This is a genomic window from Streptomyces sp. NPDC056222, from assembly GCF_042264065.1.
In the GTDB taxonomy this organism is placed as follows: domain Bacteria; phylum Actinomycetota; class Actinomycetes; order Streptomycetales; family Streptomycetaceae; genus Streptomyces.
The window spans coordinates 16,970-43,076 of record NZ_JBHJTL010000024.1; the positions used below are offsets into that span (position 1 = coordinate 16,970).

Annotated in this window: 29 protein-coding genes; 19 read left to right on the forward strand and 10 right to left on the reverse strand. The window is 72.1% G+C overall.

What is annotated here, in order from left to right:
• The first annotated feature begins 28 nt into the window (after positions 1-28).
• From ACFC0D_RS14215 to ACFC0D_RS14235, 5 genes are read left to right on the forward strand one after another with little or no spacing between them, the layout of a single operon-like run.
• Positions 29-664: a TetR/AcrR family transcriptional regulator gene (locus tag ACFC0D_RS14215; RefSeq protein WP_376434631.1), complete on the forward strand. Its 636-nt coding sequence runs from the start codon at positions 29-31 to the stop codon at positions 662-664.
• Complete coding sequence (locus tag ACFC0D_RS14220) at positions 661-1,461, forward strand: glucose 1-dehydrogenase (RefSeq protein WP_376434633.1); 801 nt, start codon at positions 661-663, stop codon at positions 1,459-1,461. Before ACFC0D_RS14215 ends, ACFC0D_RS14220 begins: the two co-directional genes overlap by 4 nt.
• Positions 1,462-1,496: 35 nt before the next feature.
• Positions 1,497-2,012 carry an NUDIX hydrolase gene (locus ACFC0D_RS14225; RefSeq protein ID WP_376434635.1) on the forward strand — a complete coding sequence of 172 codons (516 nt, stop codon included), beginning with the start codon at positions 1,497-1,499 and terminating at the stop codon, positions 2,010-2,012.
• Between the two features lie 9 nt (positions 2,013-2,021).
• Positions 2,022-2,417 (forward strand): YidH family protein, encoded by a 396-nt coding sequence (locus ACFC0D_RS14230; protein WP_376434637.1) that lies wholly within the window; start codon positions 2,022-2,024, stop codon positions 2,415-2,417.
• Positions 2,414-2,734 (forward strand): DUF202 domain-containing protein, encoded by a 321-nt coding sequence (locus ACFC0D_RS14235; RefSeq protein WP_376434639.1) that lies wholly within the window; start codon positions 2,414-2,416, stop codon positions 2,732-2,734. The genes ACFC0D_RS14230 and ACFC0D_RS14235 overlap by 4 nt, the downstream gene beginning before the upstream one ends.
• A 327-nt stretch (positions 2,735-3,061) precedes the next feature.
• Here the strand turns inward: ACFC0D_RS14235 and ACFC0D_RS14240 are convergent, their stop codons facing one another.
• A complete protein-coding gene (locus ACFC0D_RS14240) occupies positions 3,062-4,000 on the reverse strand; it encodes an NADP-dependent oxidoreductase (RefSeq protein ID WP_376434642.1) in 939 nt (312 codons plus the stop codon).
• 128 nt (positions 4,001-4,128) lie between these two features.
• On the opposite strand from ACFC0D_RS14240, the gene ACFC0D_RS14245 reads away from it, so the two are divergent.
• Positions 4,129-4,425: a hypothetical protein gene (locus ACFC0D_RS14245; RefSeq protein ID WP_329122466.1), complete on the forward strand. Its 297-nt coding sequence runs from the start codon at positions 4,129-4,131 to the stop codon at positions 4,423-4,425.
• 88 nt (positions 4,426-4,513) lie between these two features.
• Complete coding sequence (locus ACFC0D_RS14250; RefSeq protein WP_376434645.1) at positions 4,514-5,425, forward strand: MBL fold metallo-hydrolase; 912 nt, start codon at positions 4,514-4,516, stop codon at positions 5,423-5,425.
• A gap of 36 nt (positions 5,426-5,461) precedes the next feature.
• Here the strand turns inward: ACFC0D_RS14250 and ACFC0D_RS14255 are convergent, their stop codons facing one another.
• On the reverse strand, positions 5,462-6,700 hold the full coding sequence (locus ACFC0D_RS14255; RefSeq protein ID WP_376434647.1) for a glucarate dehydratase family protein: 1,239 nt from the start codon (positions 6,698-6,700) through the stop codon (positions 5,462-5,464).
• A 134-nt stretch (positions 6,701-6,834) separates the two neighbouring features.
• Between ACFC0D_RS14255 and ACFC0D_RS14260 the strand changes: the two genes are divergently transcribed.
• Positions 6,835-7,857, forward strand: coding sequence for a phosphotransferase family protein (locus ACFC0D_RS14260; RefSeq protein ID WP_376434649.1), 1,023 nt, complete (start codon positions 6,835-6,837; stop codon positions 7,855-7,857).
• A gap of 6 nt (positions 7,858-7,863) precedes the next feature.
• Positions 7,864-9,078 carry an acyl-CoA dehydrogenase family protein gene (locus tag ACFC0D_RS14265; protein ID WP_376434651.1) on the forward strand — a complete coding sequence of 405 codons (1,215 nt, stop codon included), beginning with the start codon at positions 7,864-7,866 and terminating at the stop codon, positions 9,076-9,078.
• A 57-nt stretch (positions 9,079-9,135) separates the two neighbouring features.
• Here ACFC0D_RS14265 and ACFC0D_RS14270 read toward each other — a convergent pair whose 3' ends face one another.
• The 3 genes from ACFC0D_RS14270 to ACFC0D_RS14280 are packed head-to-tail and all read right to left on the reverse strand — an operon-like array spanning position 9,136 to position 12,181.
• A complete protein-coding gene (locus ACFC0D_RS14270; protein ID WP_376434654.1) occupies positions 9,136-9,729 on the reverse strand; it encodes a TetR/AcrR family transcriptional regulator in 594 nt (197 codons plus the stop codon).
• A 26-nt stretch (positions 9,730-9,755) separates the two neighbouring features.
• Positions 9,756-11,414 carry an AMP-binding protein gene (locus ACFC0D_RS14275; RefSeq protein WP_376434656.1) on the reverse strand — a complete coding sequence of 553 codons (1,659 nt, stop codon included), beginning with the start codon at positions 11,412-11,414 and terminating at the stop codon, positions 9,756-9,758.
• Positions 11,411-12,181 carry an SDR family oxidoreductase gene (locus ACFC0D_RS14280; protein WP_376434658.1) on the reverse strand — a complete coding sequence of 257 codons (771 nt, stop codon included), beginning with the start codon at positions 12,179-12,181 and terminating at the stop codon, positions 11,411-11,413. Before ACFC0D_RS14280 ends, ACFC0D_RS14275 begins: the two co-directional genes overlap by 4 nt.
• 152 nt (positions 12,182-12,333) lie before the next feature.
• Here ACFC0D_RS14280 and ACFC0D_RS14285 point away from each other — a divergent pair, with 152 nt between their 5' ends.
• From ACFC0D_RS14285 to ACFC0D_RS14295, 3 genes are all read left to right on the forward strand, one after another.
• Entirely contained in the window at positions 12,334-13,629 is a 1,296-nt protein-coding gene (locus ACFC0D_RS14285; RefSeq protein ID WP_376434660.1) for an exo-beta-N-acetylmuramidase NamZ domain-containing protein, read from the forward strand.
• A 111-nt stretch (positions 13,630-13,740) separates the two neighbouring features.
• On the forward strand, positions 13,741-15,030 hold the full coding sequence (locus ACFC0D_RS14290) for an erythromycin esterase family protein (protein ID WP_376434662.1): 1,290 nt from the start codon (positions 13,741-13,743) through the stop codon (positions 15,028-15,030).
• Positions 15,031-15,150: 120 nt separating this feature from the next.
• Positions 15,151-16,353: an alpha/beta hydrolase gene (locus ACFC0D_RS14295; RefSeq protein WP_376434664.1), complete on the forward strand. Its 1,203-nt coding sequence runs from the start codon at positions 15,151-15,153 to the stop codon at positions 16,351-16,353.
• Positions 16,354-16,372: 19 nt separating this feature from the next.
• Here ACFC0D_RS14295 and ACFC0D_RS14300 read toward each other — a convergent pair whose 3' ends face one another.
• On the reverse strand, positions 16,373-16,522 hold the full coding sequence (locus tag ACFC0D_RS14300; RefSeq protein ID WP_376434666.1) for a hypothetical protein: 150 nt from the start codon (positions 16,520-16,522) through the stop codon (positions 16,373-16,375).
• A 123-nt stretch (positions 16,523-16,645) separates the two neighbouring features.
• Between ACFC0D_RS14300 and ACFC0D_RS14305 the strand changes: the two genes are divergently transcribed.
• The 3 genes from ACFC0D_RS14305 to ACFC0D_RS14315 all read left to right on the forward strand — a co-directional run bounded on the left by ACFC0D_RS14305 (position 16,646) and on the right by ACFC0D_RS14315 (position 19,145).
• Positions 16,646-17,254 carry a hypothetical protein gene (locus ACFC0D_RS14305; RefSeq protein WP_329122441.1) on the forward strand — a complete coding sequence of 203 codons (609 nt, stop codon included), beginning with the start codon at positions 16,646-16,648 and terminating at the stop codon, positions 17,252-17,254.
• Entirely contained in the window at positions 17,251-17,949 is a 699-nt protein-coding gene (locus ACFC0D_RS14310) for a 3-keto-5-aminohexanoate cleavage protein (RefSeq protein WP_376434669.1), read from the forward strand. The genes ACFC0D_RS14305 and ACFC0D_RS14310 overlap by 4 nt, the downstream gene beginning before the upstream one ends.
• A gap of 125 nt (positions 17,950-18,074) precedes the next feature.
• Entirely contained in the window at positions 18,075-19,145 is a 1,071-nt protein-coding gene (locus ACFC0D_RS14315) for an RNA ligase (ATP) (protein WP_376434671.1), read from the forward strand.
• Between the two features lie 137 nt (positions 19,146-19,282).
• On the opposite strand, the gene soxR is transcribed toward ACFC0D_RS14315, so the two are convergent.
• Positions 19,283-19,747 (reverse strand): redox-sensitive transcriptional activator SoxR, encoded by a 465-nt coding sequence (gene soxR / locus ACFC0D_RS14320; protein WP_376434673.1) that lies wholly within the window; start codon positions 19,745-19,747, stop codon positions 19,283-19,285.
• Positions 19,748-19,877: 130 nt separating this feature from the next.
• On the opposite strand from soxR, the gene ACFC0D_RS14325 reads away from it, so the two are divergent.
• Complete coding sequence (locus tag ACFC0D_RS14325; protein WP_376434675.1) at positions 19,878-20,339, forward strand: MaoC family dehydratase; 462 nt, start codon at positions 19,878-19,880, stop codon at positions 20,337-20,339.
• Here ACFC0D_RS14325 and ACFC0D_RS14330 read toward each other — a convergent pair.
• The 3 genes from ACFC0D_RS14330 to ACFC0D_RS14340 all read right to left on the reverse strand — a co-directional run bounded on the left by ACFC0D_RS14330 (position 20,330) and on the right by ACFC0D_RS14340 (position 22,525).
• Complete coding sequence (locus tag ACFC0D_RS14330) at positions 20,330-20,956, reverse strand: TetR/AcrR family transcriptional regulator (RefSeq protein ID WP_376434677.1); 627 nt, start codon at positions 20,954-20,956, stop codon at positions 20,330-20,332. The two genes, ACFC0D_RS14325 and ACFC0D_RS14330, sit on opposite strands and share 10 nt — an antisense overlap.
• 59 nt (positions 20,957-21,015) lie before the next feature.
• Positions 21,016-21,303 (reverse strand): YiaA/YiaB family inner membrane protein, encoded by a 288-nt coding sequence (locus tag ACFC0D_RS14335; protein WP_352189895.1) that lies wholly within the window; start codon positions 21,301-21,303, stop codon positions 21,016-21,018.
• Between the two features lie 70 nt (positions 21,304-21,373).
• The gene (locus tag ACFC0D_RS14340; RefSeq protein ID WP_376434680.1) at positions 21,374-22,525 is read right to left on the reverse strand and encodes an acyl-CoA dehydrogenase family protein; all 1,152 of its coding nucleotides are present in this window, start codon (positions 22,523-22,525) and stop codon (positions 21,374-21,376) included.
• Positions 22,526-22,597: 72 nt separating this feature from the next.
• On the opposite strand from ACFC0D_RS14340, the gene ACFC0D_RS14345 reads away from it, so the two are divergent.
• The 3 genes from ACFC0D_RS14345 to ACFC0D_RS14355 are packed head-to-tail and all read left to right on the forward strand — an operon-like array spanning position 22,598 to position 26,092.
• Entirely contained in the window at positions 22,598-23,275 is a 678-nt protein-coding gene (locus tag ACFC0D_RS14345; RefSeq protein WP_376434682.1) for a TetR/AcrR family transcriptional regulator, read from the forward strand.
• Positions 23,242-24,627 (forward strand): HEAT repeat domain-containing protein, encoded by a 1,386-nt coding sequence (locus ACFC0D_RS14350; protein ID WP_376434684.1) that lies wholly within the window; start codon positions 23,242-23,244, stop codon positions 24,625-24,627. The genes ACFC0D_RS14345 and ACFC0D_RS14350 overlap by 34 nt, the downstream gene beginning before the upstream one ends.
• Before the next feature lie 58 nt (positions 24,628-24,685).
• The gene (locus ACFC0D_RS14355) at positions 24,686-26,092 is read left to right on the forward strand and encodes a HEAT repeat domain-containing protein (RefSeq protein ID WP_376434686.1); all 1,407 of its coding nucleotides are present in this window, start codon (positions 24,686-24,688) and stop codon (positions 26,090-26,092) included.
• The last annotated feature ends 15 nt before the right edge of the window (positions 26,093-26,107 follow it).

Below are 26,107 nucleotides of genomic sequence, written 5' to 3' on the forward strand. Positions count from 1 at the left end.
TTCTAATGTCGAGCATTAATATGGATGCATGGCGAGGACATCCGGGCCCGAGACCAGGGACAAGCTGATCCGCGCGGCGGAGGAGATCTTCGCCGCCCAAGGCGTCGACGGCGCCCAGCTCCGCGACATCGTCGCCCTGGCCGGACAGAGCAACCCGTCGGCCGTGCAGTACCACTTCGGCTCGCGCGGCGGCCTCCTCGACGCGGTGATGGCCGGCCGCCAGCGCCGTACGGAGCAGGTCCTCGACCCGCTCCTCGCCCCGGCCCCCGACGAAACACGCGCACTGATCCGCGCCCTCGTCACCGCCGAGGCGAGCGAGCTGCGCACCGACCGCGGACGGCGCTGTCTGCGGATCTCCGCCCAGCTCAGCCATGAGAGCGGCGTCCGCACCCGCACGCCCCATCCCACACTCGACGGCACCGTCTACTGGCGGCTGATCGAGCGGCTCGAGGCCTGTCTGACCGCACTGCCCGAGCCGCTGCGCCTGGAGCGCCTCGACCTGGCGCTCACCGTCGTCGGCGCGGCCATGGCCGACCGGGCCCGGCAGTACCTCGACGGCACCCGACCGCTCACGAGTGAGGCGCTCTTCCTCGCCGATCTCGTCGAGACCACCACCGCCCTGCTCCGGGCCCCGCTGCCCGGCATCCGAGAGGAGCTCTCATGAACGAGCCCACCGCCGCACACGAGCCCACCCGCCTCCACGACCTGACCGGCCGGACCGTCCTGATCACCGGGGGCGCCCGTGGCCTGGGCGCCGAGGCCGCGCGGCAGGCCGTCGCCGCGGGGGCGAACGTCGTGATCACCGATGTGCTGGACGAGGACGGCAAGGCGACCGCGGCCGAGCTGGGCGAGCGGGCGCGCTTCCTCCGCCACGACGTGACGTCGGAGGAGGAGTGGGCCGCGGCGGTGGCGTACGCGGTCGCCGAGTTCGGCGGTCTGCACGGTCTGGTCAACAACGCCGGGATAGCCAGTGGCGCTTTCCTGGAGTCCGAGTCCGTCGAGAACTTCCGCAAGGTGCTCGACATCAATCTGACCGGCGTCTTCATCGGCATGAAGGCCGCGATTCCGGCGATGAAGGAGGCCGGTGGCGGCTCGATCGTCAACATCTCCTCCGCGGCCGGGCTGATGGGTCTCGCGCTGACCGCGGGCTACGGCGCCTCCAAGTGGGGCGTGCGCGGACTGACGAAGATCGGCGCGGTGGAGCTGGGCACGGCGAGGATCCGCGTCAACTCGGTCCACCCCGGCATGACATACACCCCGATGACCGCCGTCGTCGGTATCGAGCGGGGCGAGGGGAAGTACCCGAACACCCCCATGGGGCGGGTCGGCGAGGCTCCCGAGATCGCGGGCGCCGTCGTCTTCCTGCTGTCGGACGCGGCGTCGTACATGACGGGCGCGGAGCTGGCCGTGGACGGCGGCTGGACGACCGGTCCGACGGTCAAGTACGTCATGGGTCAGTGAGGACGGGTGCCACCGGCCGGTGATTTCATGGCGGGATGACGAACCCCGCCGAAGAGATCCTGGACGTCGTCGACGAGAACGACGAGGTGGTCGGCCAGGCCCCGCGCGCCGAGGTGTACACGCGGGGCCTGATCCATCGCTGCGCCTTCATCCAGGTACGGGACGCCGAGGACCGGATCTTCGTGCACCGCCGTACGCCGTCGAAGCTCGTCTACCCGTCCCTGTACGACATGTTCGTCGGCGGGGTCGTCGGCGCGGGTGAGTCGTACGACGAGGCGGCGCTGCGCGAGGCCGAGGAGGAGCTGGGCGTGACCGGCCTGCCCCGGCCGGAACCGCTGTTCCGTTTCCTGTACGACTCCGGGGGCGTCGCCGGGAAGTGGTGGTCGGCCGTCTACGAGGTGCGCTGCACGCTGCCGGTGCACCCCCAGGCGGAAGAGGTCGCCTGGCACGCCTTCCTGCCCGAGGAGGAAGTGACCTCCCGGCTGGGTACGTGGGAGTGGGTCCCGGACGGCCGGGCGGCCTATGAACGGCTGCGCGCGCACCGCGGTTAAGGTTCCCGGGTGAGTGACTTCGTGCAGAGTCTGCGGCTGTGGTTCGCGCCGCAGCGGATCCGGGACGAGGGCGAGACTCCGGACTACCGGTTCTCGCTCGCCAACGAGCGCACCTTCCTCGCCTGGATCCGGACCGCGCTGGCACTCGTCGCCGGCGGTTTCGCCGTCGACCAGTTCCTGCCGGATCTGCGCTGGGGGGTACGGGTCGGGCTCGCGCTGGCGCTGATCGGCGCGGGGGTGCTGTGCGCGCTGCGGGCGGTCAACCACTGGGTCCGGTGCGAGCGGGCGATGCGGCGCGGCGAGGACCTGCCCGTGTCGCGGTTCCCGACGGTGCTGAGTCTCGCGGTGGCCGTGGTGGCGCTGGCGATGGTGGTGGTCATCGTCTTCGGCTGGGCCGGGCGGTGACGGAGCCGGCGACGCCGGCCCGGGACCCCGGGCTGCAGCCGGAGCGGACGCGGCTCGCGTGGCGGCGTACGACGCTGACGTTCACGATCGCGGCCGTCCTCGCCGCGAAGGCGGTGATCCGTGACGAGATCACCGCGGCGGGAGTGACGGGCGCGGCGCTGGCGGTGCTGGCCTGGCTGGGCTTCCTGGCCGTCGCCCACCGCCGGATCCGCGCCCTGGACGCGGCACGGCCTGCACCGCTCTCCCACCGGGGCGCGCTGCTGGCGACGGTCTGCACGGTCGCGCTGGCGGCGTTCGCGGTCGCGGTGGTGCTCTGACGGCACCGAGAGCACCGACGCACGCTCTGGCCCGACCGGGGTGATCGTTCCTGGGGCTCGATTCCGGGGGCTCGGCCGGGGGCTCGATTCCGGGGGCTCGGCCCGGGGGCTCGGTTGCGGGGGCTCGGACCCGGGGCTCGACCCGGCGGGCTCGGACCCGGGGCTCGACCCGGCGGGCTCGGTCCCGGGGCTCGACCCGGCGGGCTCGGTCTCGGGGGCCTGCTCATGGGACCGGCTCTTGGGCCGTGACCCTGAGGCCTGCACTTGGGGCCTGCTCATGGACCGTGCCCCTGAGGCCTGCCCTTGGGCCTCGCTCCAGGCGCCCCGTCAGTCGGGCCACTCCACCGTGACCACGACCTTGCCGTTCAGGCCGCCCTCGGCGTTCGCACGCTGGGCGTCGGCGGCCTGTTCCAGCGGGAAGCTCCGGGCGACCCGTACGGACAACACGCCCTCGTCGACCAGCTCCGCGAGCGCGGCGAGGTCCCGGGGATCCGGGCGCACCCAGAAGTAGCGGCCTCCGAGGCCGATGACCTCGCCGTCGGCGATCGAGGCGAGGCGCCCTTCGGGGGCCAGCACCCGGGGGGCGAGCTTGAGGAACGGGCCGCCGATGGTGTCGAAGACCGCGTCCACGCCGTCCGGCGCCAGCTCCCGGACCTGTGCGACGAAGGTGTCCTCGTCGAACAGGACCGGCTCGGCGCCCAGCTCCCTGATCTGCTCCTGGCCCGCCTCGCGCGCCGCGCCGATCACCCGGCAGCCGAGGTGGCGGGCGATCTGGACGGCCATGGAGCCGACCCCGCCGGCCGCCGCGTGCACCAGGACGGTCTCGCCGGAGCGGACGGCGAGGGCCTGGTGGAGCACCTGGTAGGCGGTCAGTCCGGCCAGCGGAAGGGCGGCGGACTCCTCGAAGCTCATGGTGCGCGGCTTGCGGGCGAGGGTACGGACCGGGGCGGCGACGTACTCGGCGAAGGTGCCGCGGGCGAGGAAGTCCTCGCGGACGTAGCCCATCACCTCGTCGCCGACGGTGAACTCGGTGACCGAGACGCCGGGCTGGACGACGACGCCGGAGACGTCCCAGCCCGGGATGACGGGGAAGACCGCGTCGATCATCCCGTCGAGGTAGCCGGCCTGGGCCTTCCAGTCGACGGGGTTCACAGCGGCCGCGCGCACCTTGACGAGGACGTCGTCGGGGCCGACCTTCGGGTCGGGCCGCTCGCCGTACTCGAGCACCTCAGGTCCGCCGTACCGGCTGTAGCTGATCGCCTTCATACCCCGAACGATCACGTCGCGCCTCTCGCCCCGCAAGCCGGGTTGGCCCGGCGGAGTGCGGCGACGCGCTCGCCGAGGCGCAGGGCCGACACAAGGACGAAGTAGACATTTCGGACTAGCCTGAGGCCATGACCCTTCTGCACCACGAGCACCCCACCCACGCCCACACCCACGGCCCGTCGTGCGGGCACACCGCCGTCACGCACCGGGACCATGTCGACTACGCCCATGACGGGCATCTGCACCGCGAACACGCCGGGCACTGGGACGAGTGCGAGCCGACGTCGCACGTCGCGCACACCCACCCCGACCACACGCACGGGCCGGAGTGCGGGCACACCGCCGTCGCGCACGGGGACCATGTCGACTACGTCCACGACGGACACCGGCACGCGGAGCACGGCAACCACTGGGACGACCACTGAACTTTCGCGGAACGGGCCCGACTTGGCAGGCACACTTGTCTCCCTGCCCTTGCCAGTCGGGCCCGTCCTTCATGTCCGGGGGGAATCCTTGTCCGTCACCGATCCTTATGTCGTCCGCCTCGCGCCGCACGTGCACGCCTTCGTCCAGCCTGACGGCGGCTGGTGTCTGAACAACGCGGGGTTCGTGGGCGACGCCCGCGAGACGCTGCTCGTGGACACGGCCGCGACCGAGCGGCGGGCGCGACTGCTGCGCGAGGCGGTCCTCGCCGAAGGGCTGCCGCTGCCCCGCACGATCGTCTCCACGCACCACCACGGCGACCACACCTACGGCAACGGGGTGTTCCTTCCGGAGGCGCGGATCGTCGGGCACGACAACTGCCGGACGGAGCAGCTCGCGGCCGGGCGTCAGCTCCATCTGCTGTGGCCGCAGACCGACTTCGGCGCGATCGAGGTGACGCCGCCCTCGCTCACGTACAGCGAGCGGCTGACGCTGTACGTGGGTGAGCTGGAGGTGCGCGTGCTGCACCCGGGGACGGCTCATACGACCGGTGACTCGATCGTCCATCTCCCGGAGCAGGGCGTCGTCTTCACCGGGGACCTGGTCTTCCACGGCGGGACGCCGTTCCTGCCGATGGGTTCGCTGTCCGGTTCGCTGCGCGCGCTGGACCTGCTGCGCGCGCTGGACGCGCCGACGGTGGTGCCCGGGCACGGCCGGGTCACCGAGCCGTCGGCGTACGACGCGACGGAGCGCTATCTGCGCTGGGTCGCCGAGCTGGCGCGCGAGGGCCACGGCAAGGGGGCGACGCCGCTGGAGACCGCCCGCCGGGCCGACCTCGGGGAGTTCGCGGCCTGGCGGGAGAGCGAGCGGCTGGTGGCGAACCTGCATCGGGCGTACGCGGAGCTGGACGGGCTCCCGGAGGGCTCTCCGCTGGACGCGGCGGTGGTCTTCGGCGACATGGCGGCGATGAACGGGGGCGTGCCCGTGGCGTGCCACGCGTAGCGCGGGGCGCGGACGGGGCGCACGGGAGAGACGCGCCTACGTGAGCCGGCGCATCGCCGCCGCGTCGTCGCGGTCGCGCAGGGTGCCGTCGTCCTCGCGCCAGCGACGGTGGAGGTCCGCGAGCCGGTCGCGGTCCAGTGTCACACCGAGACCGGGAGCGTCGGAGACCGCCAGGCGGCCGTCGTGGAACGTGGCGCGGGTGGTGACGACGTCCTCGGTCTGCCAGGGGTAGTGGGTGTCGCAGGCGTGGTCGAGGTGGGGCAGGGTCGCGGCGACCTGCGTCATCGCGGCGAGGCTGATGCCGAGGTGGGTGTTGGAGTGCATGGAGAGCCCGACGCCGTACGTGCGGCAGAGCGCGGCCAGTTCGCGGGTGCGGTGCAGGCCGCCCCAGTAGTGGTGGTCGCAGAGCACGATCCGTACCGCGTCCCGGACGAAGGCCTCCGGGACCTCCTCGAAGGTCGTGACGCACATGTTCGTCGCCAGCGGCACGTCGGTGCGGGCGGCGACCTCGGCCATGGCGTCCGTGCCGGTCGCCGGGTCCTCCAGATACTCCAGGACGTCCTTCAGCTCCCGCGCCACCTCCAGCGCGGTCTCCACCGACCAGGCGCCGTTCGGGTCGAGGCGGAGCGGCCGGCCGGGGAACTCCTCGGCCAGGGCGCGGATCGCTGCGATCTCCTGTTCGGGCGGGAAGACGCCGCCCTTGAGCTTGAAGGAGCGGAAGCCGTACGTCCGGTCGAAGCGGCGGGCCTGTTCGACGATCCCCGCCGGGTCGAGGGCCGCCCCCCAGACGTCCGCTCCTTCGAACTTGTAGAAGAGGTACGCGCTGTACTCGACGGAGTCACGGACCTTTCCGCCGAGCAGGGCGTGGACGGGCAGGCCGAGGCTCTTGCCGAGGGCGTCCAGGCAGGCGACCTCGAAGGCCGAGACGACGGAGAGCCGGAGCTTGTCGGCGGTCTGCACTCCGCGCAGCCCGCCCGCGTCGACCCGCTCGTCGACGGCCCGTGAGTCGCCGCACACCTGCGCGGCGAGCGAGAACAAGCCGTTCACGTCCGTGACCGATCGGCCGGGCAGCGCCTCGGCCAGCGGCCGGGCGAGGTCCAGATACTTCGTATCGCCGTAGGTCTCGCCGAGGCCGACGACACCGCCGCGTGTGACGACCTCGACCACGAGCCGGGGCGTGTAGGGCTGGTGCACGCCCTGGGTGTTGAGCAGAGGCGGGTCGGAGATCAGGATCGGGGTCAGCCGGACTTCCTCGACGAACAGCTCTGGATTCATATGTGAACTCTATTCATGAGTCCGATCGATGACCAGAGCGTCGACACTGCTTTCCCGCCCGAACCCTGGACGACATACCGACTGGTCGGTCATCATGAACGCCGACCCGCCCCGCGTCCCCGGAGGTACACACGATGAGCGCAGTCCAGCCGCCAGGTCTCGATCCCGAGCAGTTGCGCGGATTCCTCGACCGCGAGCGGCCCGGACTCGTCGGCGGCCCGCTGACCGCCCGGCTGATCGAGGGCGGCCGGTCGAACCTCACGTACGTCGTCACCGACGGCACCGGCCAGTGGGTCGTCCGCAGGCCCCCGCTCGGCCACGTCCTGGCCACCGCGCACGACATGAAGCGCGAGCACCGCGTGATCAGCGCCCTGCACGGCACAGCGGTGCCCGTCCCCGGGACCGTGCTGCTCTGCGAGGACGACAGCGTGCTCGGAGCGCCGTTCTACGTCATGGAGTTCGTCGCCGGCACCCCGTACCGCTCGGCCGAACAGCTCGCCCCGCTCGGCCCCGAGCGCACCCGCGAGGCCGTCCTCGGCCTGGTCGACACCCTCGTCGACCTGCACGCCGTCGACCCGGCGGAGGTGGGCCTGGGCGACTTCGGGCGGCCCGACGGCTTCCTCGACCGGCAGCTGCGCCGCTGGGGCAAGCAGCTCGACGCCTCGCGCAACCGCGAGCTGGCGGGCATCGACGAGCTGCACGCGGCGCTCGGCCGCGCGCTCCCGGCCTCTCCCGCCCCGACCGTCGTCCACGGCGACTACCGCCTGGACAACGTCCTGATCGGCGAGGACGACCGCATCAAGGCCGTCCTCGACTGGGAGATGTCGACGCTCGGCGACCCGCTGACCGACCTCGGCCTGCTCGCGATGTACAGCGCGCCGCTCGACGTCCCGCACTCCCCCGTCAGCACGACCGCCACGGCCGCCGGCCACCCCACCCCCGCCGAGCTGATCGAGCGCTACGCCGCCCGCTCGGGCCGCGACACCTCGGCGATCTCCTGGTACACGGCCTTCGCCTGGTTCAAGCTCGCCGTGATCCTGGAGGGCATCCACTACCGGTACACCCTCGGCCAGACCGTCGGCGCCGGCTTCGACCGCATCGGCGAACTCGTCCCCGTCTTCATCGAGCACGGCCTCACCACCCTTCAGGAAGGCTGATCCGCCATGGACTTCGCATTCGACGCACGGACCGAGGAGCTGCGGGAGAAGCTGCTCACCTTCATGGACGAGCACGTCTACCCCGCCGAGCAGACCGCACACGAGCAGCGGGCGCTGCTCGCCTCGCCGTGGGACACCCCGCAGATCGTCGAGGAGCTGAAGGCCGAGGCCCGCCGCCAGGGTCTGTGGAACCTCTTCCTGCCCGACGCCGAGCACGGTGCCGGACTGACCAACCTCCAGTACGCGCCGCTGGCGGAGATCACCGGCCGCAGCCCCGAGCTGGCCCCCACGGCCCTCAACTGCGCGGCCCCCGACACCGGGAACATGGAGGTGCTCGCCCAGTTCGGCGACGAGGCGCAGAAGAAGCAGTGGCTGGAGCCGCTGCTGGCCGGCGAGATCCGCTCGGCGTTCGCGATGACCGAGCCCGAGGTCGCCTCCTCCGACGCGACGAACATCGAGACCCGGATCACGCGGGAGGGCGACGAGTACGTCCTCAACGGCCGCAAGTGGTACATCTCCGGGGCGATGAACCCCGACTGCAAGATCTTCATCGTGATGGGCAAGACCGACCCGGAGGGCGCCGATGTGCGCCGCCAGCAGTCGATGGTCCTCGTCCCGCGCGACACCCCCGGTGTCGAGGTGCGGCGGGCCATGCAGGTGTACGGCTACGAGGACCACTCCCACGGCGGCCACGCCGAGGTGCTGTTCCACGACGCCCGCGTCCCGGTCTCGAACCTGATCGGCGAGGAGGGCGGCGGCTTCGCCATCGCCCAGGCCCGGCTCGGCCCCGGCCGGATCCACCACTGCATGCGGCTGATCGGCATGGCCGAGCGGGCGATCGAGCTGATGTGCCGGCGGGCCGTCTCCCGCACCGCCTTCGGCAAGGCGATCGCGCAGCAGGGGGTCGTGCAGAACTGGATCGCCGACGCCCGGGTGACGGTCGAGCAGCTGCGCCTGCTCGTCCTCAAGACCGCCTGGCTGATGGACACCGTCGGCAACCGCGGTGCGCACACGGAGATCCAGGCCATCAAGATCGCGACCCCGCGCGCGGTCGTCGACATCATCGACAAGGCCGTGCAGGTGCACGGTGCGGGCGGGGTGTCGCAGGACTTCCCGCTGGCCCAGCTCTGGGCCGCGGCGCGGACGCTGAAGCTGGCGGACGGCCCGGACGAGGTGCACCAGCGGTCGCTGGCCCGGCGGGAGCTGAAGAAGTACCTGTGAGCCGAAGAGGGCACCCGGGGCGCAATCGCCCCGGGTGCCCTCGGCCGTACGCGAGTGTTACGGCCGCAGCGCCCGCAGCAGCAGGTCGGCGAGCTGGTCGGCGACCTGCTGCGGAGTCAGCGGGCCGTCCGGGCGGTACCAGGTGGACAGGTGGTGGACCGAACCGAAGTGGTAGTCCACGACCAGGTCGGCGGGGGTCGCCACGGAGAACACCCCGGCTTGCTGGCCCTCCTCGATCAGGGCCCGGAACCGCTCGTGGTAGCGCCGCCGCTCGGCGCGCACCTGCTTGTTCTTCTCCGGGCTGAGGTGGTGCATCGAGCGGAAGAAGATCGAGGCGTCGTCGAGGTTCTCGATCGTGGTCACCACGACGTCGGCGGCGGCGTCCCGCAGCCGCTGCTCGACCGGGGCGTCCGCGTCCGCGAACGCGTCGAGCCGCTCCTGCTGGAGCCGCAGCACTCGGGAGTAGACCTCCTGGAGGAGGTCCTCCTTGGAGCCGAAGTAGTGGTAGAGCGCACCCTTGGTGACGCCCGCCGCCTCCACGATCTCCTGGACGGAGGTGCGGTCGTAGCCACGCTCCGCGAAGAGCCGGGTGGCGGCGGCCAGCAGCCTCTGGGGGACGGGGGTACCGCTCCCGTCCGTCGTCCTGGCCATGCGCCGCCGCCTTTCCCTTGTGATCGTCATGAAGTGGGGGAACGGAGTTCCCGCCTCAGGATCTTCCCACTTGTCGTTTTCGGCAGCTCCGCCAGGATCTCGACCTCGCGCGGATACTTGTACGCGGCCAGCCGCTGCTCGCAGTACGCGGAGAGCTCGCCGGGCTCCGCTGAGGCGCCCGGACGCAGGCTCACATAGGCCTTCACCGTCTCGCCCCGGTAGGCGTCGGGGACGCCGACGACGGCGGCCTCACGGACGGCCGGGTGGGTGTAGAGGACGTCCTCGACCTCCCTCGGCCAGACCTTGAAGCCCGAGGCGTTGATCATGTCCTTCTTGCGGTCGACGACGTAGAGCCAGCCGTCCGCGTCCATGAAGCCGATGTCGCCGGTGCGCAGCTCCCCGTCGGGGAAGGTCTGCTCGGTGGCTTCCGGGAGCCGCCAGTAGCCCGGTACGACCTGCGGGCCGCGTACCGCTATCTCGCCCGGTTCACCGAAGGGCACCTCGGCGCCGGTCTCGTCGAGGATGCGGACGACCGTGTCGGGCCCGGGGAGACCGACGGAGAGGGTGCCGGAGGCCGGGTCGACCGGGGCCTCCAGCTCTGGCGGTACGGCGGCGCAGGGGGCGGTGCATTCGGTGAGGCCGTAGCCGTTGCGGATGTACGGCCCGAAGCCGGCGCGGAACTTCTCCACCAGCGCCGGCGGCACCGGCGCGCCGCCGGAGGAGATGACCAGGAACGAGGAGAAGTGGTCGCGGGTCGCCCCCGGGTGGGCGCCGAGCGCCATGAAGGCCGTGGAGGGGCCGACCGTGTAAGCGGGGCGGTGCTCGAGGAAGGCGTCGAGGACCACGCCGGCGTCGAAGCGGTAGGCGAGCACGAGGGTGCCGGCGTTGCCGAAACAGGCGGCGAGCTCGCAGACCAGGCCGGTGATGTGGAAGAGGGGGGCGAGCGCGAAGTAGCCGGCCCCCTCCGGAATCGGGTGCCCGGTGCGCTGGCGCTCGGCGTTGTAGCTGATGCCCCGGTGGAGGTTGAGCGCGCCCTTGGGGGTGCCGCTGGTGCCGGAGGTGTAGCTGATCAGGGCCACGTCGTCGGCGGTGAGCTCACGGTCGGCGGGGGCGGGGTGGCCGGCGCGGGCGACGGTCAGCAGGTCGTCGACCTCGGTGGGCACGGGCTCGAAGGCGAGGACACGGGGGTCGTCGCGGGTCTGGAGCTCGCGTTCGCAGGCGGTGAGCGCGATCCGTACGGAAGAGCCGGCCGCGGTGTCCCGCAGATACGCCTCCCAGGCCCGGTCGGAGCAGATCAGGGCGGTGGCGCCGGAGTCGCGCAGGGCGTGCCCGACCTCGGCCGACTTGTACATCGGGTTGAGCGGGACGACCGTCGCGCCGGCCTTCCAGGCGCCGAGCAGCGCGAGGACGAAGTGCGGGCTGTTCTGGAGCATGATCGCGACCCGGTCGCCCCGCTCCAGGCCGTGTGCGACGAGGTGCCCGGCGACCGAGTCGGAGAGCCTGTCGGTCTCGCGGTAGGTCAGGCGGCCGTCGAAGTAGGCGAGGGCCGGGCTCTCCGGGGCCCGGGCGGCGGAGGCCCGGAAGGCGTGGAGCGCCGTGGGCGGCGGGGCGATGGGGGCCCGCTGGGCCTCGGTGAGCCGGTCGAGCCAGGGCTTGGCCGCGTACAGCGACTGGGTCGAGGTCATGCGCCGGCTCCTTCCCACTTCCGCTGGATGTGGTTCATGTTGCCGAGCCATCGCTCGGGGTCGGTCGCCCTGGCCCGGTAGAACTCGGCGACCTCGGAGTGCGGGAGGACCAGGAAGCGGTCGGCATCGATGGCGTCGAAGAGGGAGTCGGCGACGTCCTCGGGCTCGATGGCGGTGGGAGCCAGGACCAGCTCGCCGGCCGATCCGGCGGCGGTGAGCATGTCCGTACGCACACCCTGCGGGCAGATCGCGTGGACCTTGACCCCGCGGTGGCGGTACGTGAGGGAGAGCCATTCGGCGAAGGCGTAGGCGCCGTGCTTGGAGACGCTGTACGGGGCGGCGCCCACCATGGTGAGCAGGCCGGCGGCGGAGACCGTGGAGACGAAGCGGCCGGTGCCGCGCTCCAGCCAGTCGGGCAGCAGCGCCCGGGCGGCGCGGACATGAGCCATGACGTTGACGTCCCAGGCGGCGGCCCAGACGGCCTCGTCGGCGAAGGCGTCACCGGGTGAGGCGAGTCCGGCATTGGCGCACCATACGTCGATGGAGCCGGTGCCGCCGAGGGCCTCGCGGGCCTCCTCGACGATCGCCGAGGCGTCGCCCGGGACGGCGAAGGCGCCGATCTCCTCGGCGACGGCCTTGGTGCGGTCGGGGTCGAGGTCGTTGACGACGACCCGGGCGCCCTCGGCGGCGAACCGGCGGGCGAGTGCGGCTCCGATCCCGCCGCCCGCGCCCGTGACGACCACTCCAGCGCCCTGCACCGTACTCATCGAGACCCGCCTCTCCGTTGTGACAGTGCCAGCAGACTAACCAGTCGGTATGTAGCAAGGGAAGACCTCTGGTGCACGCCTCGTTCCCTGGGGCCGTCAGGAGCGCTAGCGTGCGGGCCCATGTCAGGGAAGGCGATCAAGGAGGTTTCCGTATGAGCCTGTCGAGCCCGTCGAACCCGTCGAATTCCTCGAGCCGGTCGCACCCGTCGGGCCTGTCGAGACGCGGCCTGCTCGCCGCCGGCGGCGCGGTCGGGCTGGGGGTCGCGACCGCCCCCGTGGCCGTCGCGCACGGCGACGGCCGCCGGGTCCGCACCGGTTTCGACCGGCTGGTCGCCGACGGATACGCCCCGCTGGCCGGGCAGAAGGTCGGTGTCGTCACCAACCCGACCGGGATCACCTCGGACGTGCGCCACATCGTCGACGTCATGCACACGGACGACCGGGTCGACCTGGTGGCCGTCTTCGGCCCCGAGCACGGCTTCCGGGGCACGGCGCAGGCGGGCGGCTCGGAGGGCCGCTACGACGACCCCGCGACCGGGCTTCCGGTCTACGACACCTACCTCAAGAGCGGGCAGCCGCTGGCGGACGTCTTCACCGCATCGGGCGTGGACACCGTCGTCTTCGACATCCAGGACGCGGGTGCGCGCTTCTACACGTACATCTGGACGCTCTACGACTGCATGGTGGCGGCCGCGCTGGCGGGGAAACGGTTCGTCGTCCTGGACCGGCCGAATCCGGTCACCGGGCAGGCGGCCCTCGGTCCGGTCCTCGACCGCGCCTTCGCCACCTTCGTGGGGCGCGAACCGATCGCGCAGGCGCACGGGATGACGGTGTCGGAACTGGCCCGGCTGTTCAACGGAGAGTTCCTGGCCGAGCCGGTGGAGCTGGAGACCGTGCAGATGTCGGGCTGGAAGCGGCGCGACTTCTTCGACGCCACCGGGCTGCCGTGGGTGCCGCCGAGCCCCAACATGCCCACGCCCGACACCGCGCTCGTCTACTCCGGCACCTGCCTCTTCGAGGGCACCAACCTCTCCGAAGGGCGCGGCACCACCCGCCCCTTCGAGCTGCTCGGCGCGGAGGGCGTCGACCGGCGGTGGGCGGAGGCGGCGAACGCCCTGGAGCTGCCCGGAGTGCGCTTCCGCGAGGCGTACTTCGCGCCGACCTTCTCCAAGTTCCAGGGGAAGACGGTCGGTGGGGTCCAGGTGCAGGTGCACGACCGGGAGGCCTTCGACCCCGTACGGACCGGGATCGGGCTGCTGATCAGCGCGAAGCGCTCGTGGAGCGGCTTCGCCTGGCGGCCGGACAACTGGATCGACAAGCTGACGGGCTCGACACGCGTCCGGACCCTGATCGACGCGGGCGCGGACACGGACGAGGTGGTGGGCGCGTGGGCTTCGGATCTGGCCGCGTTCCGCGCGGTGCGGAAGGAGTACCTGCTCTACCGGTGAAGGGTGGGGGAAACCCCCGCATGATCACGGGTGCGGGCGGGTTGGCCGGGGTGGGTCCGCCGCCACCACCCTTGATCCATGAACACGTTGACACGACATCGGTTACCTCTGGTGGGGGCGGTAGTGGCGCTCTGCCTCGCCGCCCTCGCCCCGGCCGCGAGCGCGGACGCCACGGCCACACAGGACCCCGCCCGTGAACTCGCCCGTACCGCAAGCCCCTTGGACGACCTGCGGCCGCTGGACCGGATGATCGGCTCGGCCAAGGTCCTCGGGATCGGGGAGGCGACCCACAGCTCCTCCGAGTTCTTCGAGACCAAGCACCGGATCTTCGAGCACCTGGTGGAGAAGAAGGGCTTCACCACCTTCGCTCTGGAGGCCAACTGGTCGACGGGGCTGCTGATCGACGACTACGTGCGCTTCGGCAAGGGCGACCCGCGGCGGATCCTGGACGACGAGTTCCAGAACGCGTACCGCTTCTGGAACACCGAGGAGTACCTCGATCTCATCACCTGGATGCGCCGGCACAATCTGCGCCATCCCGGCCATCAGGTGCGGTTCATGGGCAACGACCTGGGCTACGCGGGACCGCAGCTCTTCGACAAGGTCACGGGGTACGTGGCCCGCACCCACCCGCGGCTCCTGCCGCGCTTCCAGGAGCTGTACCGGGCTTCGCGGCCGGTCGGTGACGTCGACACCTGGATGAACGGGTACCTCGCCAAGCCGTTGGAGGAGCGTCGGCGGATGGCCGCGGACGTGAACCGTGCCCTCGCCCTCCTTGAGCGCCAGAAGCCCGGCCGTGACCCCGAGGGGCATGCCTGGATGGTCCAGCACGCCCGTGCGATCGCGCAGGTCGGCACGGAGATGGCGCACGACGCGGAGAGCGCCACGGGCGTCGCCGAAGCGATGCTCTACCGGGACCGGATCATGGCCGAGAACACCGTGTGGTGGCAGCGGGCGACCGGCGACCGGATCGTGCTGTCCGCGCACAACAACCACGTCGGCTACGAGACGACCAAGCCGGACCAGTACCCGCGCCTCCAGGGAGCCTTCCTGCGGGACGCGCTCGGCAAGGACTACGTGAGCATGGGCGCCTCCTTCGGGCGGGGCTCGTTCAACGCCCATGACACCGAGGCACCGGGCGAGCCGATCCGTACGTTCACGGTCGGCCGGCCCGCTCCGGACAGCAGCGCGGAGACACTGGACCGGGTGTCGCCGCGCCCCTTCTACCTGGACCTGCGCGCCGCGACGCCCGCCGCCCGCGACTGGCTGGGCGTGCATCGCCCGGCCTGGCTGATCGGCACCGCGTACCCGTGGGAGGGCAACCGCTCACCGGTCCGGCTGACCACGGCGTACGACCTGCTCGTCCACTTCCCCGAGGTCTCCGCGGCGCGTCTGCGCTGAAAACCTGGCCGTCCCTCCGTGCGCGCAGGATGCTGTCGCGGGAAGAACATCCCGAGCAGTTTCCTCAGGAACTTCCCCAGCACTTCCTCGACGCGGAGGGACGGGCAGAGCATGGCCGGAATGAGTGTGGAGCCGTACCGGGAGATCACCTTCGACAAGGACGGCGACGGGGCGGCCCGGCAGCACGAGGCGCTCGCGGCGCTGGCCGCCCAAGGGGTCACGGATCTGGTGATGTTCGCCCACGGGTGGAACAACACCCGATCCGTGGCGACCCGGCTGTACTCGGCGTTCTTCGCCCCGTTCCCGGAGACCCTGAGGCCGGGTGTGCGGGCCGGGTACGTGGGGGTGGTGTGGCCGTCCATGATGTTCTCGGACGAGCCGATCCCCGACTTCGAGTCCGTGGCGGCGGTGCACCCGGGCAAGGAATCGGTCGTGGAACGGCTGGCCACGCTGCTGCGGGAGCAGCCGGACGACGAGGCGGCGCTGACCGAGTTCGGCGAGCTGCTCCGGCAGTTGACCGACACGAACGGCTCGCAGGGCTTCATGAGGGACGACCCCGAGGTGCCGGACTTCCTGCTCGCGGACCCGGTGGTCGTCTGCGCGATGTTCGCCGACGCGCTGGAGGAGGCGGCGGGGCCGGGGAGCCTGCCGACCCCGCGCGAGGCGTTCGGGGGCAGACTGACGCGGTACTGGAAGGGTGCGCGGGAGGCCCTGCGGCAGGCCACGTACTACACGATGAAGCGCCGCTCCGGCACGGTCGGCGAGCGGGGGCTCGGCCCCTTGCTCGGCGAGCTCGCCCGCTCCTCCCCCGGGCTGCGGATCCATCTCGTCGGCCACAGCATGGGCGCCCGACTCGTCTCGTTCGCCCTGCGCGGCCTGCCGGCCGACGTCCGTAACGTGGCTTCGGTGACGCTCCTCCAAGGGGCCTTCTCCCACTACGCGTTCGCGGCCCGCCTCCCGCACGACCCGGGCCGGGGCGGTGCGCTGCGCGATCTCCAGCGCCGCGTCGACGGCCCCGTGGTCGCCTGCTACTCCCGCCACGACACCGCGCTGCGGGTGATCTACCCCCTCGCCTCCCGGCTGGCCCGCGACGCCGACTCGCTGCTCGGCAGCGACAAGCGCTGGTGGGCGATCGGCCACGACGGCGTCCAGGCGGTCCCGGGCACACCCTCGCTGCCGCTGGCGAAGGCCCTGCGCGACGGGATCCCGGCGACGGGATGCGTGAGCGTCGACGCGGCGGAGGTGGTCGGGGAGCACAGCGACATCTGCCACGCGGAGCTCGCCCGGCTGGTGGCGTCGGCGGGCCGGATCAGGGGGCGGTAGTCAGGTCCGCGGACGTCCCTCACCGACAGGCCTCGACGGCGTCCGGCGGCACCCGGCCGACCGGCGTCCTCGCGGCCTGGGACCAGACCACCGAGAAGTGAGGATCGTCACGGGGCAGCCGTTCCGGGAGCGCCGGATTCTCCGCGAGCCCCAGTACGACGTCCCGCAACAGATCTCCCTCGTGCGCCTCTGATGGCCCCCATCGAATTTTCGATGGAACACGAACGGGCGGCCGTTCGTCCATTCCATAACGTCCTTGACGCCGAAGTACCACCGACGGAGGTGCGAAGCGATGGCGGGTTTCCGGAGTCTTGCGAGACAGGTGCGCGATCCCGGGAGTGACACGGCGCTGCGGAGGTACTCGCTGCGCAAGTGCCTGGAGCGGTTCGCCCCGTACGGGCACCGCGCGACCTGGGACCATCTGTGCCGCAGGCACAGGTTCGGGCCCGAGGATCGGGAGCTCGATCCTGGGCGGCTGGTGGCCGCTCTGGAGGAGCTGGAGGAGGCGCGGGCGGTGTGGCTCGCGTACGAGGAGGAGTTCGCGGCGCGGCGGCGGCGCGAGAAGCACGGCGGGCTGAGGCGGCCCGGCGCGCTGGACGACTGGCACCGGCGGACCTGGGGCGGCAACGGGGTGGCGCGGTGCGACGATCCGGCGGTGCATCCGTCGGAGCCGCTGGCCGAGGTGCTGCGGCGGCTGATCACCGCGCTGCAGTCCGCTCCCGGGGAGTTCTGCCCGGTGTGCGCGGGGCCCCGGATCGAGTGGCGGCCGGATCTGGACGACGAGCCGTGGTTCGGTCCGGTGTGCGGTGACTGCGGGGTCGTGGTGCCGCGGGCCGTGCTGACGGCGGGGGCGCTGGCACGGGCGCGGGAGACGGTTCCACGGCTGGCGTCCGTGGCGTGACGCAGGTCTGTCTGAACGGGGGCCGCGGTCCGGGGGATTCGGCGGCCGTGCCGATGTCGCCGGCCGCGATGGCGGAAGCGGCGGCACGGGCGGTCGCGGCCGGGGCGTCGGACATTCACGTACACCCCAGGACTCCGTGCGGCGGGGAGACGCTCTCGCCCCGGGTGCTGGCGGAGACCCTGACGGCGATCCGCGCGGCCGTGGACGTGCCGGTGGGGGTGACGACCGGCGTGGCGGAGGAGCCCGATCCGGTACGGCGGGTGGAGCGCGTCCGCGCCTGGACGGTCCTCCCCGACCACGCCTCGGTGCACTGGCACGAGCCGGGCGCGGAGGAGCTGGCGGCCGCGCTGATGGAGCGGGGCGTCGGCGTGGAAGCCGGACTGCGATCGGGTACGCGGGGGCCTGCGCGCTTCCTCGGCTCACCCCTCGCTCCCCGGGTGCTGCGCGTCCTGGCGGAGGTCACCGGCCCCGACCCGGTCACGACGGCCCGTACCCTGCTCGCCGAGGTGGGCGGGAGCCACGGTCGGCCGATCCTGCTCCACGGCACCGACGCCGGCGCGTGGCCGGTCCTGCGGCTGGCCCGTCGTCTCGGCCTGGCGACACGTATCGGTCTGGAGGACACGCTGTTCCTGCCGGACGGAAGCCCGGCGCGGGACAACGCCCAGCTGGTCTCGGCCGCGTTCCCGGAGGAGTAGCCCCCGCTTGCGGGAGGCGCGAGGCTACCAGTGCAAAAACCGCTGGCCCAGGGGGTTTTCACACGGGCAGAGTGTCCGGCGATGAGAACGCCACGTGACCATCCCTGAGCCGCCGGAGCACCGACATGTCGACACTGCGCGTCACCGCCGAAACCCTGACCGTCCACGACCATCCCAACGCCGACGCGCTGGAGCTGGCCCAGGTCGGCCTCTACCGAGCCGTCGTCGCCAAGGGCGCGTACCGCACGGGTGAGGTCGCCGTCTACATCCCGGAGCAGGCCGTCCTGCCGATCGCGCTCGTCGACGAGCTGGGGCTGACGGGGCGGCTGGCCGGAAAGGCGTCGGACCGGGTCAAGGCGGTGCGGCTGCGGGGCGAGTTGTCGCAGGGGATCGTGTGCCGGCCCAAGGCGCTGGCCGATGTCGACCTGGCCTCGGCGGCCGCCGAGGGAACCGACTTCGCCGAACTCCTCGGGATCACCAAGTGGGTGCCGCCGATCCCGCCGACGATGAGCGGGGACGTGGAGTCAGCGCCGGATCTGCTGCCGTGGGTCGACATCGAGAACCTGCAGCGGTATCCGGACATCTTCGAGCCCGGCGAGCCGGTGGTCCTGACGGAGAAGCTGCACGGTACGGCCTGCCTGGCGACGTACGTCGTCGAGGACGACCGGCTGCGGGTCTCCTCGAAGGGCTTCGGAGCCAAGGGCCTGGCGCTCCAGGAGGACCCGCGCAACCTGTACTGGCGCGCGGTCCACGGCCATGGCGTGCAGGCGGTGGCGGCACGGCTCGCCGCGCGGCTCGGCGCGAGCCGGGTCGGGCTGTTCGGCGAGGTGTACGGGGCCGGGGTGCAGGACCTCGGCTACGGCGCGAACGCCCGCAGCGAGGGCGTCGGTTACGCCGTCTTCGACGTGTCGGCCGAGATCGACGGCCAAGTCCGCTGGCTGGACCCGGCCGAGGTCCTGGAACCCGGCGAACTGCCGCTCGTACCACGGCTGTACACCGGACCGTACGACCTGGATCGGGTGCTGGAGGTGGCGAGCGGCCGGGAGACCGTCTCCGGGCGGGAGCTCCATCTGCGGGAGGGCGTCGTGATCCGCCCGGTGACGGAGCGGTACAGCCCGGTGGTCGGCGGCCGCGCCATCGCCAAGGCGGTCAGCCCGGCCTATCTGACCCGTAAGGGCGGCACCGAGTACGAGTGATCCGCCCGCCGGAACCGAGGGGCCCGTCCACGGGGGTGGCGGGCCCCTCTCCGTACGTGCGGACGGCCGGCCCGCGGGACTGGGGTGACCTTTCGAGAACGCCACGGCGCTCCGGCGCCGGCCCTCCGGGCGGACCCCTAACCCTCCCGGCGCTCCGGCAGCAGCCGCGAGCCCGTCATCCGTTCGCCGATGACGTCGTCGGGGTTGGACAGCACGCAGTTCTGCAGCGACAGACATCCACACCCGATGCAGTCCGTCAGATGGTCGCGCAGCCGTCCGAGCTGCTTGATCCGCTCGTCCAGCTCCGTGCGCCACGCCGCCGAGAGCTTCGCCCAGTCCTCGTTGGTGGGGGTGCGCTCCTCGGGGAGTTCGGCGAGCGCGTTGCGGATGGTCGCGAGCGGGATGCCGACGCGCTGCGCGGCCCGGATGAAGGCGACCCGGCGCAGGATGTCGCGGCCGTAGCGACGCTGGTTGCCACTGGTGCGGCGGCTGCTGATCAGGCCCTTGGACTCGTAGAAGTGCAGGGCGGACACGGCGGCGCCGCTGCGCGCGGACAGCTGGCCGACGGTGAGTTCGTGGATCTTCTCTGGAATCTGCGGCACTCCCCGAACCCTACTGCTCGACCCTTCCGACCCGTTGACAGAGCCCTCCGCCCCCAGCCAGACTAAGCAGTCGCTTAGATAGGCATCGAGCGACAAGCGTCAAGCCGGGTGAGAGACAGGGAGCAGGGACATGGCCGAGCCGAGGATCTTCACCTCCGCCGAGGAGCTGCGCGCCGGAGTCGGCGAGCAGCTGGGGCACAGCGACTGGCTGGAGATCGAGCAGAAGCGGATCGACCTGTTCGCCGACGCGACCGGTGACCACCAGTGGATCCACGTGGACGCGGAGCGTGCGGCCGCCGGGCCGTTCGGGAAGACGATCGCGCACGGCTATCTGACGCTGTCGCTGCTGCCGACCCTGGTCCCGCAGATCATGCGCGTCGAGGGCATGAAGATGGGCATCAACTACGGCACGGAGAAGGTGCGCTTCCCCTCCCCCGTACCCGTCGGCTCGCGGCTGCGTGCGACCGCCGTGCTGACGAACGTCGTCGAGGCGGGTGGCGGTGTGCAGGTCACCGCGACCGTGACCGTGGAACGCGAGGGCGGCGACAAGCCGGTCTGCGTCGCCGAGTCGGTCTCGCGCTACTACTTCTGAGCGCCGACCATCCGCAGGACGAGGTCGGCGTAGAGCGCGCCGACCTCGTCCGGGGTCCGGCGGCCCGACACGTTGAACCAGCGCGACACGTCGATGCACAGCGAGAGCACCGCGACGGTGGTGCCGGACACGTCCGGGACGTCGAACTCCCCGGCCGTCACGCCCTCGTTGATGATCCGGCGCACGGCCGCGTCGGACTCGCGGCGCAGCTCGACGATCTCGGCGCGGTGCTCGGGGCCGAGCGCGTCGAGCTCGTACTGCACGACCCGCGCGGTGGTGTGCCGCTCGGCGTGCCAGCGGACGAAGGACCGTACGGCGTCCGCGAGCCGCTCCCCCGCCGTTCCCTCACCGTCGGCGGCGTCCCGGAGGATCTCCAGGGCCTTGTCGTGACCGATGCGGCTGATCCGGTGGAGCAGCTCTTCCTTGGTCTTGTAGTGGATGTAGAGCGCGGCCGGGCTCATGCCGGCCCGGCCCGCGATGTCCCGGGTCGTCGTGGCGTGGTACCCGCGCTCGGCGAACGCCTCGACGGCCGCGACGAGCAGCCGCCTGGCCGCCTCCGGCGTGACCTCGCCCCACGGCATGTCCTCGCCGCCGGGCGTCTCCTCCGCCACGCTCATCGCTCGCCCCTCACTCCAGCTGTCGGAACGAACACCATACAACGAAGCTGAGCAAGCGCTTAGAGCTTCTGGAAGGGGTCGTGCTCGGCGAGGAGCTTCTCGAGGCGGGCCTGGTCGACCCGGCTGACGATCTGACCCGCCTCCTGGCGGTCGCGGACGACCTTGGCGAGCGTGAAGGCCGAGGTGGTGAGGTAGAGGACGGCGATGGCGAGGAAGGCACGCACCCAGGCGTCGGCGTCCAGCTGGTAGACGCCGATCGCCACGGCGGCGAGCGCGAGCCCGAAGGAGATGACGGCCTGCAGGTGGTAGGCGGCGGTGTTCTGCTGCTTGACGGGTGTGTCGCTCATGGAGGAAGCATCGGGCGGATGTGGCGCCCGCCACATCCGCCCGGATACTCAGCGGCGCATCGCGACGTACTCAGAACGCCGAGACGCCGGTGAGCGCCCGCCCGATGATCAGCTTCTGGATCTGACTGGTGCCCTCGTACAGCGTCATCACGCGGGCGTCCCGCAGCAGCTTGCCGACCGGGTACTCGTCGATGTAGCCGTAGCCGCCGAAGACCTGGAGGGCGTTGTTCGCGGCGCGGACCGCGGCCTCGGAGGCGTACAGCTTGGCCTTCGACGCGGCGGTGGCGAACTCCTGACCGCGGTCGATCAGATCGGCGACGCGCCAGGTCAGCAGCCGCGACGCGTCCACGTCCACGGCGATGTCGCTGATCAGCTCCTGCACCAGCTGGTACGAGGCGATGGGCTTGCCGAACTGCTCCCGCTCGCCCGCGTAGCGGACGGCCGCGTCGAGCGCCGCCTGTGCGATGCCGACACAGCCGGCGGCGACCGACATCCGGCCCTTGGCCAGGGCTGACATGGCGATGGAGAAGCCCTTGCCCTCGGGGCCCAGCATGGCGGAGGCGGGGACGCGGACGTCTTCGAGGACCAGTTCGGCGGTCGCCTGGCCGCGCAGGCCGAGCTTGCCGTGAATGGTGCGGCGCGAGAGGCCCGGGGTGTCCGTGGGCACCAGGAAGGCGGAGACGCCCTTGTGGCCCGGCGTGTCGTTCGTGCGAGCGAAGAGCAGGACGACATCGGCCCAGGTCCCGTTGGTGATGAACATCTTCGAGCCGTTGACGACGTACGCGTCCCCGTCACGGACGGCCCTGGTGGCGAGGCTGCCGGCGTCCGAACCGGTGCCGGGCTCCGTGAGACCGAAGCAGCCGAGGGCCTCACCCGCGGCGAGCCGGGGCAGCCAGGCCCGCTTCTGCTCCTCGTCGCCCCACGCCGCGATGGTCTTGGCGACGAGACCGAGCGAGACGGAGACGATGCCGCGCACGGAGGAGTCGCCGCGCCCGAGCTCCTCGGTGACCAGGCAGTAGGCGAGGTGGTCGCCGCCCGAGCCGCCGTACTCCTCCGGGATCGTGAGGCCGAGGAAGCCGACGGCGCCGAGCTTCTTGACGATCGAACGGTCGACGCTCTCGGCCCGGTCCCACTCGACGACGTGCGGGGCGACCTCGCGGGCGACGAAGTCGTGGGCGAGCCGCCGTACGGCTTCCTGTTCCTCGCTGAGCTCCAGGTTCACTGCGCCACCGACCTTCATGAAGACTTTAATTAGCACTGCTAGTTTCCTTCGGGCAGGCCTACTATGTGCGCCATGGCCCGACCGCGCAAGCCCCTCCTCAGCCGAGACCGGATCGTCGAGACGGCGAGCGCGCTCGTGGACGCGGAGGGCCTCGCCGCCGTCTCCACCCGGCGGCTCGCCGGGGAGCTGGGGGTCAGCGGGCCGTCGCTCTACAACCACTTCCGCACGAAGGACGAGATCCTCGACGCGGTCGCCGACGCCGTCAGCGCGAAGGTCGATCTGTCGATGTTCGAGGAGGGCGACGAACGCGACTGGCGCACGGCCCTGCACGACTGGGCGGCCTCCTACCGTGCGGCCCTCGCCGACCACCCGAACATCGTCCCGGTCCTGGCACAGGGGCCCGGACGCCGGCCGGCGGGCCTGAAGGTCGCCGACGCGGTCTTCGGCGCGATGGTCCGCGCGGGCTGGCCACCCGCCCAGGCGACCTACATCGGCGCGCTGATGCGGTACTTCGTCACCGGCTCGGCGCTGGGCTCCTTCGCCCGCGGCTTCGTCGACGACGAGACGGCCTACGACCCGGCGGACTACCCTCACCTGGGCCAGGCTCACCTCCTGGCGGAACACCGCCAGAAGGTCGACGAGGGCGCATTCGAGACGGGGCTGCGGGCGCTGCTCGACGGGTTGGCGATGCAGTACGAGACGGGGGCACGGGGAGCATGGGCCAGGCAGGAGACGACGAGCGGCTCGTAGCGGCGGTACGCGCGGGGGACGCGGAGGAGGTCCGCGCCCTGGTGGAGGCGGGTGCGGATCCCGACGCGCGGACCGAGGACGGGCTGCCCGTCGTGTGCGCGGCGGTCGCGGCCTACGAGGCCGAGACCGCCCGCGCTCTCGTGGAGGGCGGCGCCGACCCGGACCGGAAGCTGCCGGACGGCACGACATCGCTGTACCGGGCGATCGACGGAGGCTCTCCGGCCGTCGTCGACGCCGTCCTGGGACCCGAACCCCTGCTGCGGCTCCCGGCGGCCGCGCGGGAACGTCTCCTCGCACTCGCCCGCCGCTGGTACGAGTCGGGCGTGGAGGCCGAACTCCGGCGCGCGCCGGGCGCGTCGGGCCCCGCGCGGACCGTCCTGGTCGAGGACTCCGAGGATTCGTTCGTACGACAGGTGACGCTCGGCACCCGGACCGCACGGGACGGGCACGGCGCGATCCTGACCTCGCTGGAACGGGCGTTCCGTGTCCTGACGCCCCTGGACACGCTGGTGACCCGGGCGGTGACGCCGCCCGACGCGGGCTGGGATCACCCCGCCTGGTCGGGGGCGCGGTTCGTGCTGCTCGAGCGGCGCACCCGCGAGACCTGGTCGGCGCTGGCGGCCTACCGTCATCACCCGGACCCCGTCCGTCGCCGCTTCGCGGTCGAGACCCTGTGGAGCGTCTCCGTCTTCGGTTCGAGCCACGGCGGCTCCTACGAGAGGGACACCGCCGAACTCCTCGCCGACTGGGCCCTGGAGGAGCCTGACGACGACGTTCTCACGGTGATCCTCCGCACCTTCAACCTCCTGGGGCACCCCTGCCACGAGGAGCTCGGCCTACGGTTCGCCGGCCACGCGCACCCGCCCGTCCGTGTGGAGGCGGCGTGCGCCCTGGCGAACGAGCGCGCTCCCCACACACCGGCGGCCCGGGCGGCGCTGCTCGGCCTCGCGGGCGACCCCGACGCCCTGGTACGCGCCGCGGCCGGCGAGACGCTGGCCGACGGGCACGACCTCTCCGACGAGGTCACCGGAGCCCTGCTCGCCCTCGTCGGGGACCGGGACGCCGACGTGCGCGGGAAAGCCGCGGCAGCGCTCGCCAACAGCCGGGACCGGTCACCCGCGGCCGCGGCGGCGCTGTGGGCGCTGCTCGACGAGGACGATCAGTCGCTGCGGCTCGAGGGCGCCTTCGGGCTGGCCCGGCGCGACGATCCGCGGACGGAGGAGGCGTACCGGCGGGTGGGGCCGCTGGTCGGTCCGCTCGCCGGCCCGGAATCCGAGCACGATCACCGGCCCACGGAACTGCTCCACCACCGGTGGCGCCTGGAGGACCGTTCGGCGACCGCCGAGACATGAGTGCGGCGCTCTGCGCCGACAGGATGACGATGCAGTACGAGACGGGGGTACGGGGAGCATGGGCCGGGCAGGAGACGACGAGCGGCTCGTAGCGGCGGTGCGGGCGGGGGACGCGGAGGAGGTCGAGCGTCTTCTCGGCGCGGGCGCCGACCCGGACACGGTGGCGGAGGACGGGCTGCCGGTGCTGTGTCTGGCGGTCGCCGCGTACGACGCGGAGGTCGCCGAGGTCCTGGTGGAGGGCCGGGCCGACCCGGACCGGGTGCTGCCGGACGGCACGACCCCGCTGTCGCGGGCGGTCGACGGCGGCTCCCCCGCCGTCTTCTACGCCGTCCTGGAGCGCGACCCCGGGACACGGCTGCCGAAGGCTCAGCAGGAACGGCTGCTCGGACTCGCCCGCTCCTGGTACGAGACCGGCGCGGAGGCCGAACTGCGGCGCAGGACCGGCGACTCGGGGCCTGCCGAGACGGTCCGGATCCGGGACGACGAGTCCGACACCGTCGACCAGGTTTCGCTCGGCGGGCTGACCGTCCGCGCCGGGCACGGAGCGATCCTGACCACGCTCGAGCGGTCCTTCGGTGTCCTGACACCGACGGAGGTGCTGATGGAGCGGGCGCTCGCGGACCCGGACCCGGAGCACGCGGACCGGTCGGCCGTCCTCCATCCGCTGGGCCTGCGGCTGGACCGGGAGTCCTGGTCGGCGGTCCTCTCCGCACGCCACCCCTCGGAGCGCGACCGCAGGCTGTTCGCGCTCCAGGTACTCCGGTACGCCGGAGTGCTCGGTCTCCTGGGCGAGACCCGATTCGAGCGCAAGGAGCCGGCCGCCCTCCTCGCCTCCTGGACGGCCGACGAGAGCGACCCGAAGGTCCTGTGGGAGATTCTCGACGCCTACATCGGCCTCGGCCACCCCGAGGAGGAGGCGATCGGCCTCCGGCTCGCCGGCCATGCCGACCCCGACATCCGCGCCTCGGTCCCCCTCGCCCTCGGTGGTGACGAGGGCGCGTCCCTGGGCGCGGACGCCCGCCGTGCCCTGTTCGCGCTCACCCGGGATCCGCATCCGAACGTGCGCGCGTCCACCTCCGAGGCCCTGAGCCACTGGCAGCAGCGCTTCACCGAGGCAGGGGAGCCGGCCGAGGCCGCCGAGTTCGCGGAAGCGCTGCTCGCCCTGGCCCGGGATCCCGATCCCGGCGTCCGGGGCGGCACCGCGGCGACATTCGCCACGGGCCCGGACCGCTCCCCCGCCGTGGCCGACATGCTGTGGCGGCTGCTCGACGAGGACGAGCAACTGGTGCGCCTGGAGGCCGCGTACGGGCTCGCGCTGCGCGACGATCCGCGCACCGAGGACGCGTACGAGCGGGTGGGACGGCTCCCATGGGAGGCGCACTGGCTCGCCGAGGACCACCGCCTGCTCGCTCTCCACGCCTACCGGTCGCGCCACCGGGACGGTTTGGCGGACGCCGAACTGTGAGTGCGGCACCCTGGT

Coding starts and splice junctions, on each gene's coding strand:
- ACFC0D_RS14215 (WP_376434631.1), top strand. CDS start 29: ATGGCGAGGACATCCGGGCCCGAGACCAGGGACAAGCTGATCCGCGCG.
- ACFC0D_RS14220 (WP_376434633.1), top strand. CDS start 661: ATGAACGAGCCCACCGCCGCACACGAGCCCACCCGCCTCCACGACCTG.
- ACFC0D_RS14225 (WP_376434635.1), top strand. CDS start 1,497: ATGACGAACCCCGCCGAAGAGATCCTGGACGTCGTCGACGAGAACGAC.
- ACFC0D_RS14240 (WP_376434642.1), bottom strand. CDS start 4,000: ATGAAGGCGATCAGCTACAGCCGGTACGGCGGACCTGAGGTGCTCGAG.
- ACFC0D_RS14245 (WP_329122466.1), top strand. CDS start 4,129: ATGACCCTTCTGCACCACGAGCACCCCACCCACGCCCACACCCACGGC.
- ACFC0D_RS14255 (WP_376434647.1), bottom strand. CDS start 6,700: ATGAATCCAGAGCTGTTCGTCGAGGAAGTCCGGCTGACCCCGATCCTG.
- ACFC0D_RS14260 (WP_376434649.1), top strand. CDS start 6,835: ATGAGCGCAGTCCAGCCGCCAGGTCTCGATCCCGAGCAGTTGCGCGGA.
- ACFC0D_RS14265 (WP_376434651.1), top strand. CDS start 7,864: ATGGACTTCGCATTCGACGCACGGACCGAGGAGCTGCGGGAGAAGCTG.
- ACFC0D_RS14270 (WP_376434654.1), bottom strand. CDS start 9,729: ATGGCCAGGACGACGGACGGGAGCGGTACCCCCGTCCCCCAGAGGCTG.
- ACFC0D_RS14275 (WP_376434656.1), bottom strand. CDS start 11,414: ATGACCTCGACCCAGTCGCTGTACGCGGCCAAGCCCTGGCTCGACCGG.
- ACFC0D_RS14280 (WP_376434658.1), bottom strand. CDS start 12,181: ATGAGTACGGTGCAGGGCGCTGGAGTGGTCGTCACGGGCGCGGGCGGC.
- ACFC0D_RS14285 (WP_376434660.1), top strand. CDS start 12,334: ATGAGCCTGTCGAGCCCGTCGAACCCGTCGAATTCCTCGAGCCGGTCG.
- ACFC0D_RS14295 (WP_376434664.1), top strand. CDS start 15,151: ATGAGTGTGGAGCCGTACCGGGAGATCACCTTCGACAAGGACGGCGAC.
- ACFC0D_RS14305 (WP_329122441.1), top strand. CDS start 16,646: ATGGCGGGTTTCCGGAGTCTTGCGAGACAGGTGCGCGATCCCGGGAGT.
- ACFC0D_RS14315 (WP_376434671.1), top strand. CDS start 18,075: ATGTCGACACTGCGCGTCACCGCCGAAACCCTGACCGTCCACGACCAT.
- ACFC0D_RS14325 (WP_376434675.1), top strand. CDS start 19,878: ATGGCCGAGCCGAGGATCTTCACCTCCGCCGAGGAGCTGCGCGCCGGA.
- ACFC0D_RS14330 (WP_376434677.1), bottom strand. CDS start 20,956: ATGAGCGTGGCGGAGGAGACGCCCGGCGGCGAGGACATGCCGTGGGGC.
- ACFC0D_RS14335 (WP_352189895.1), bottom strand. CDS start 21,303: ATGAGCGACACACCCGTCAAGCAGCAGAACACCGCCGCCTACCACCTG.
- ACFC0D_RS14345 (WP_376434682.1), top strand. CDS start 22,598: ATGGCCCGACCGCGCAAGCCCCTCCTCAGCCGAGACCGGATCGTCGAG.
- ACFC0D_RS14350 (WP_376434684.1), top strand. CDS start 23,242: ATGGGCCAGGCAGGAGACGACGAGCGGCTCGTAGCGGCGGTACGCGCG.
- ACFC0D_RS14355 (WP_376434686.1), top strand. CDS start 24,686: ATGGGCCGGGCAGGAGACGACGAGCGGCTCGTAGCGGCGGTGCGGGCG.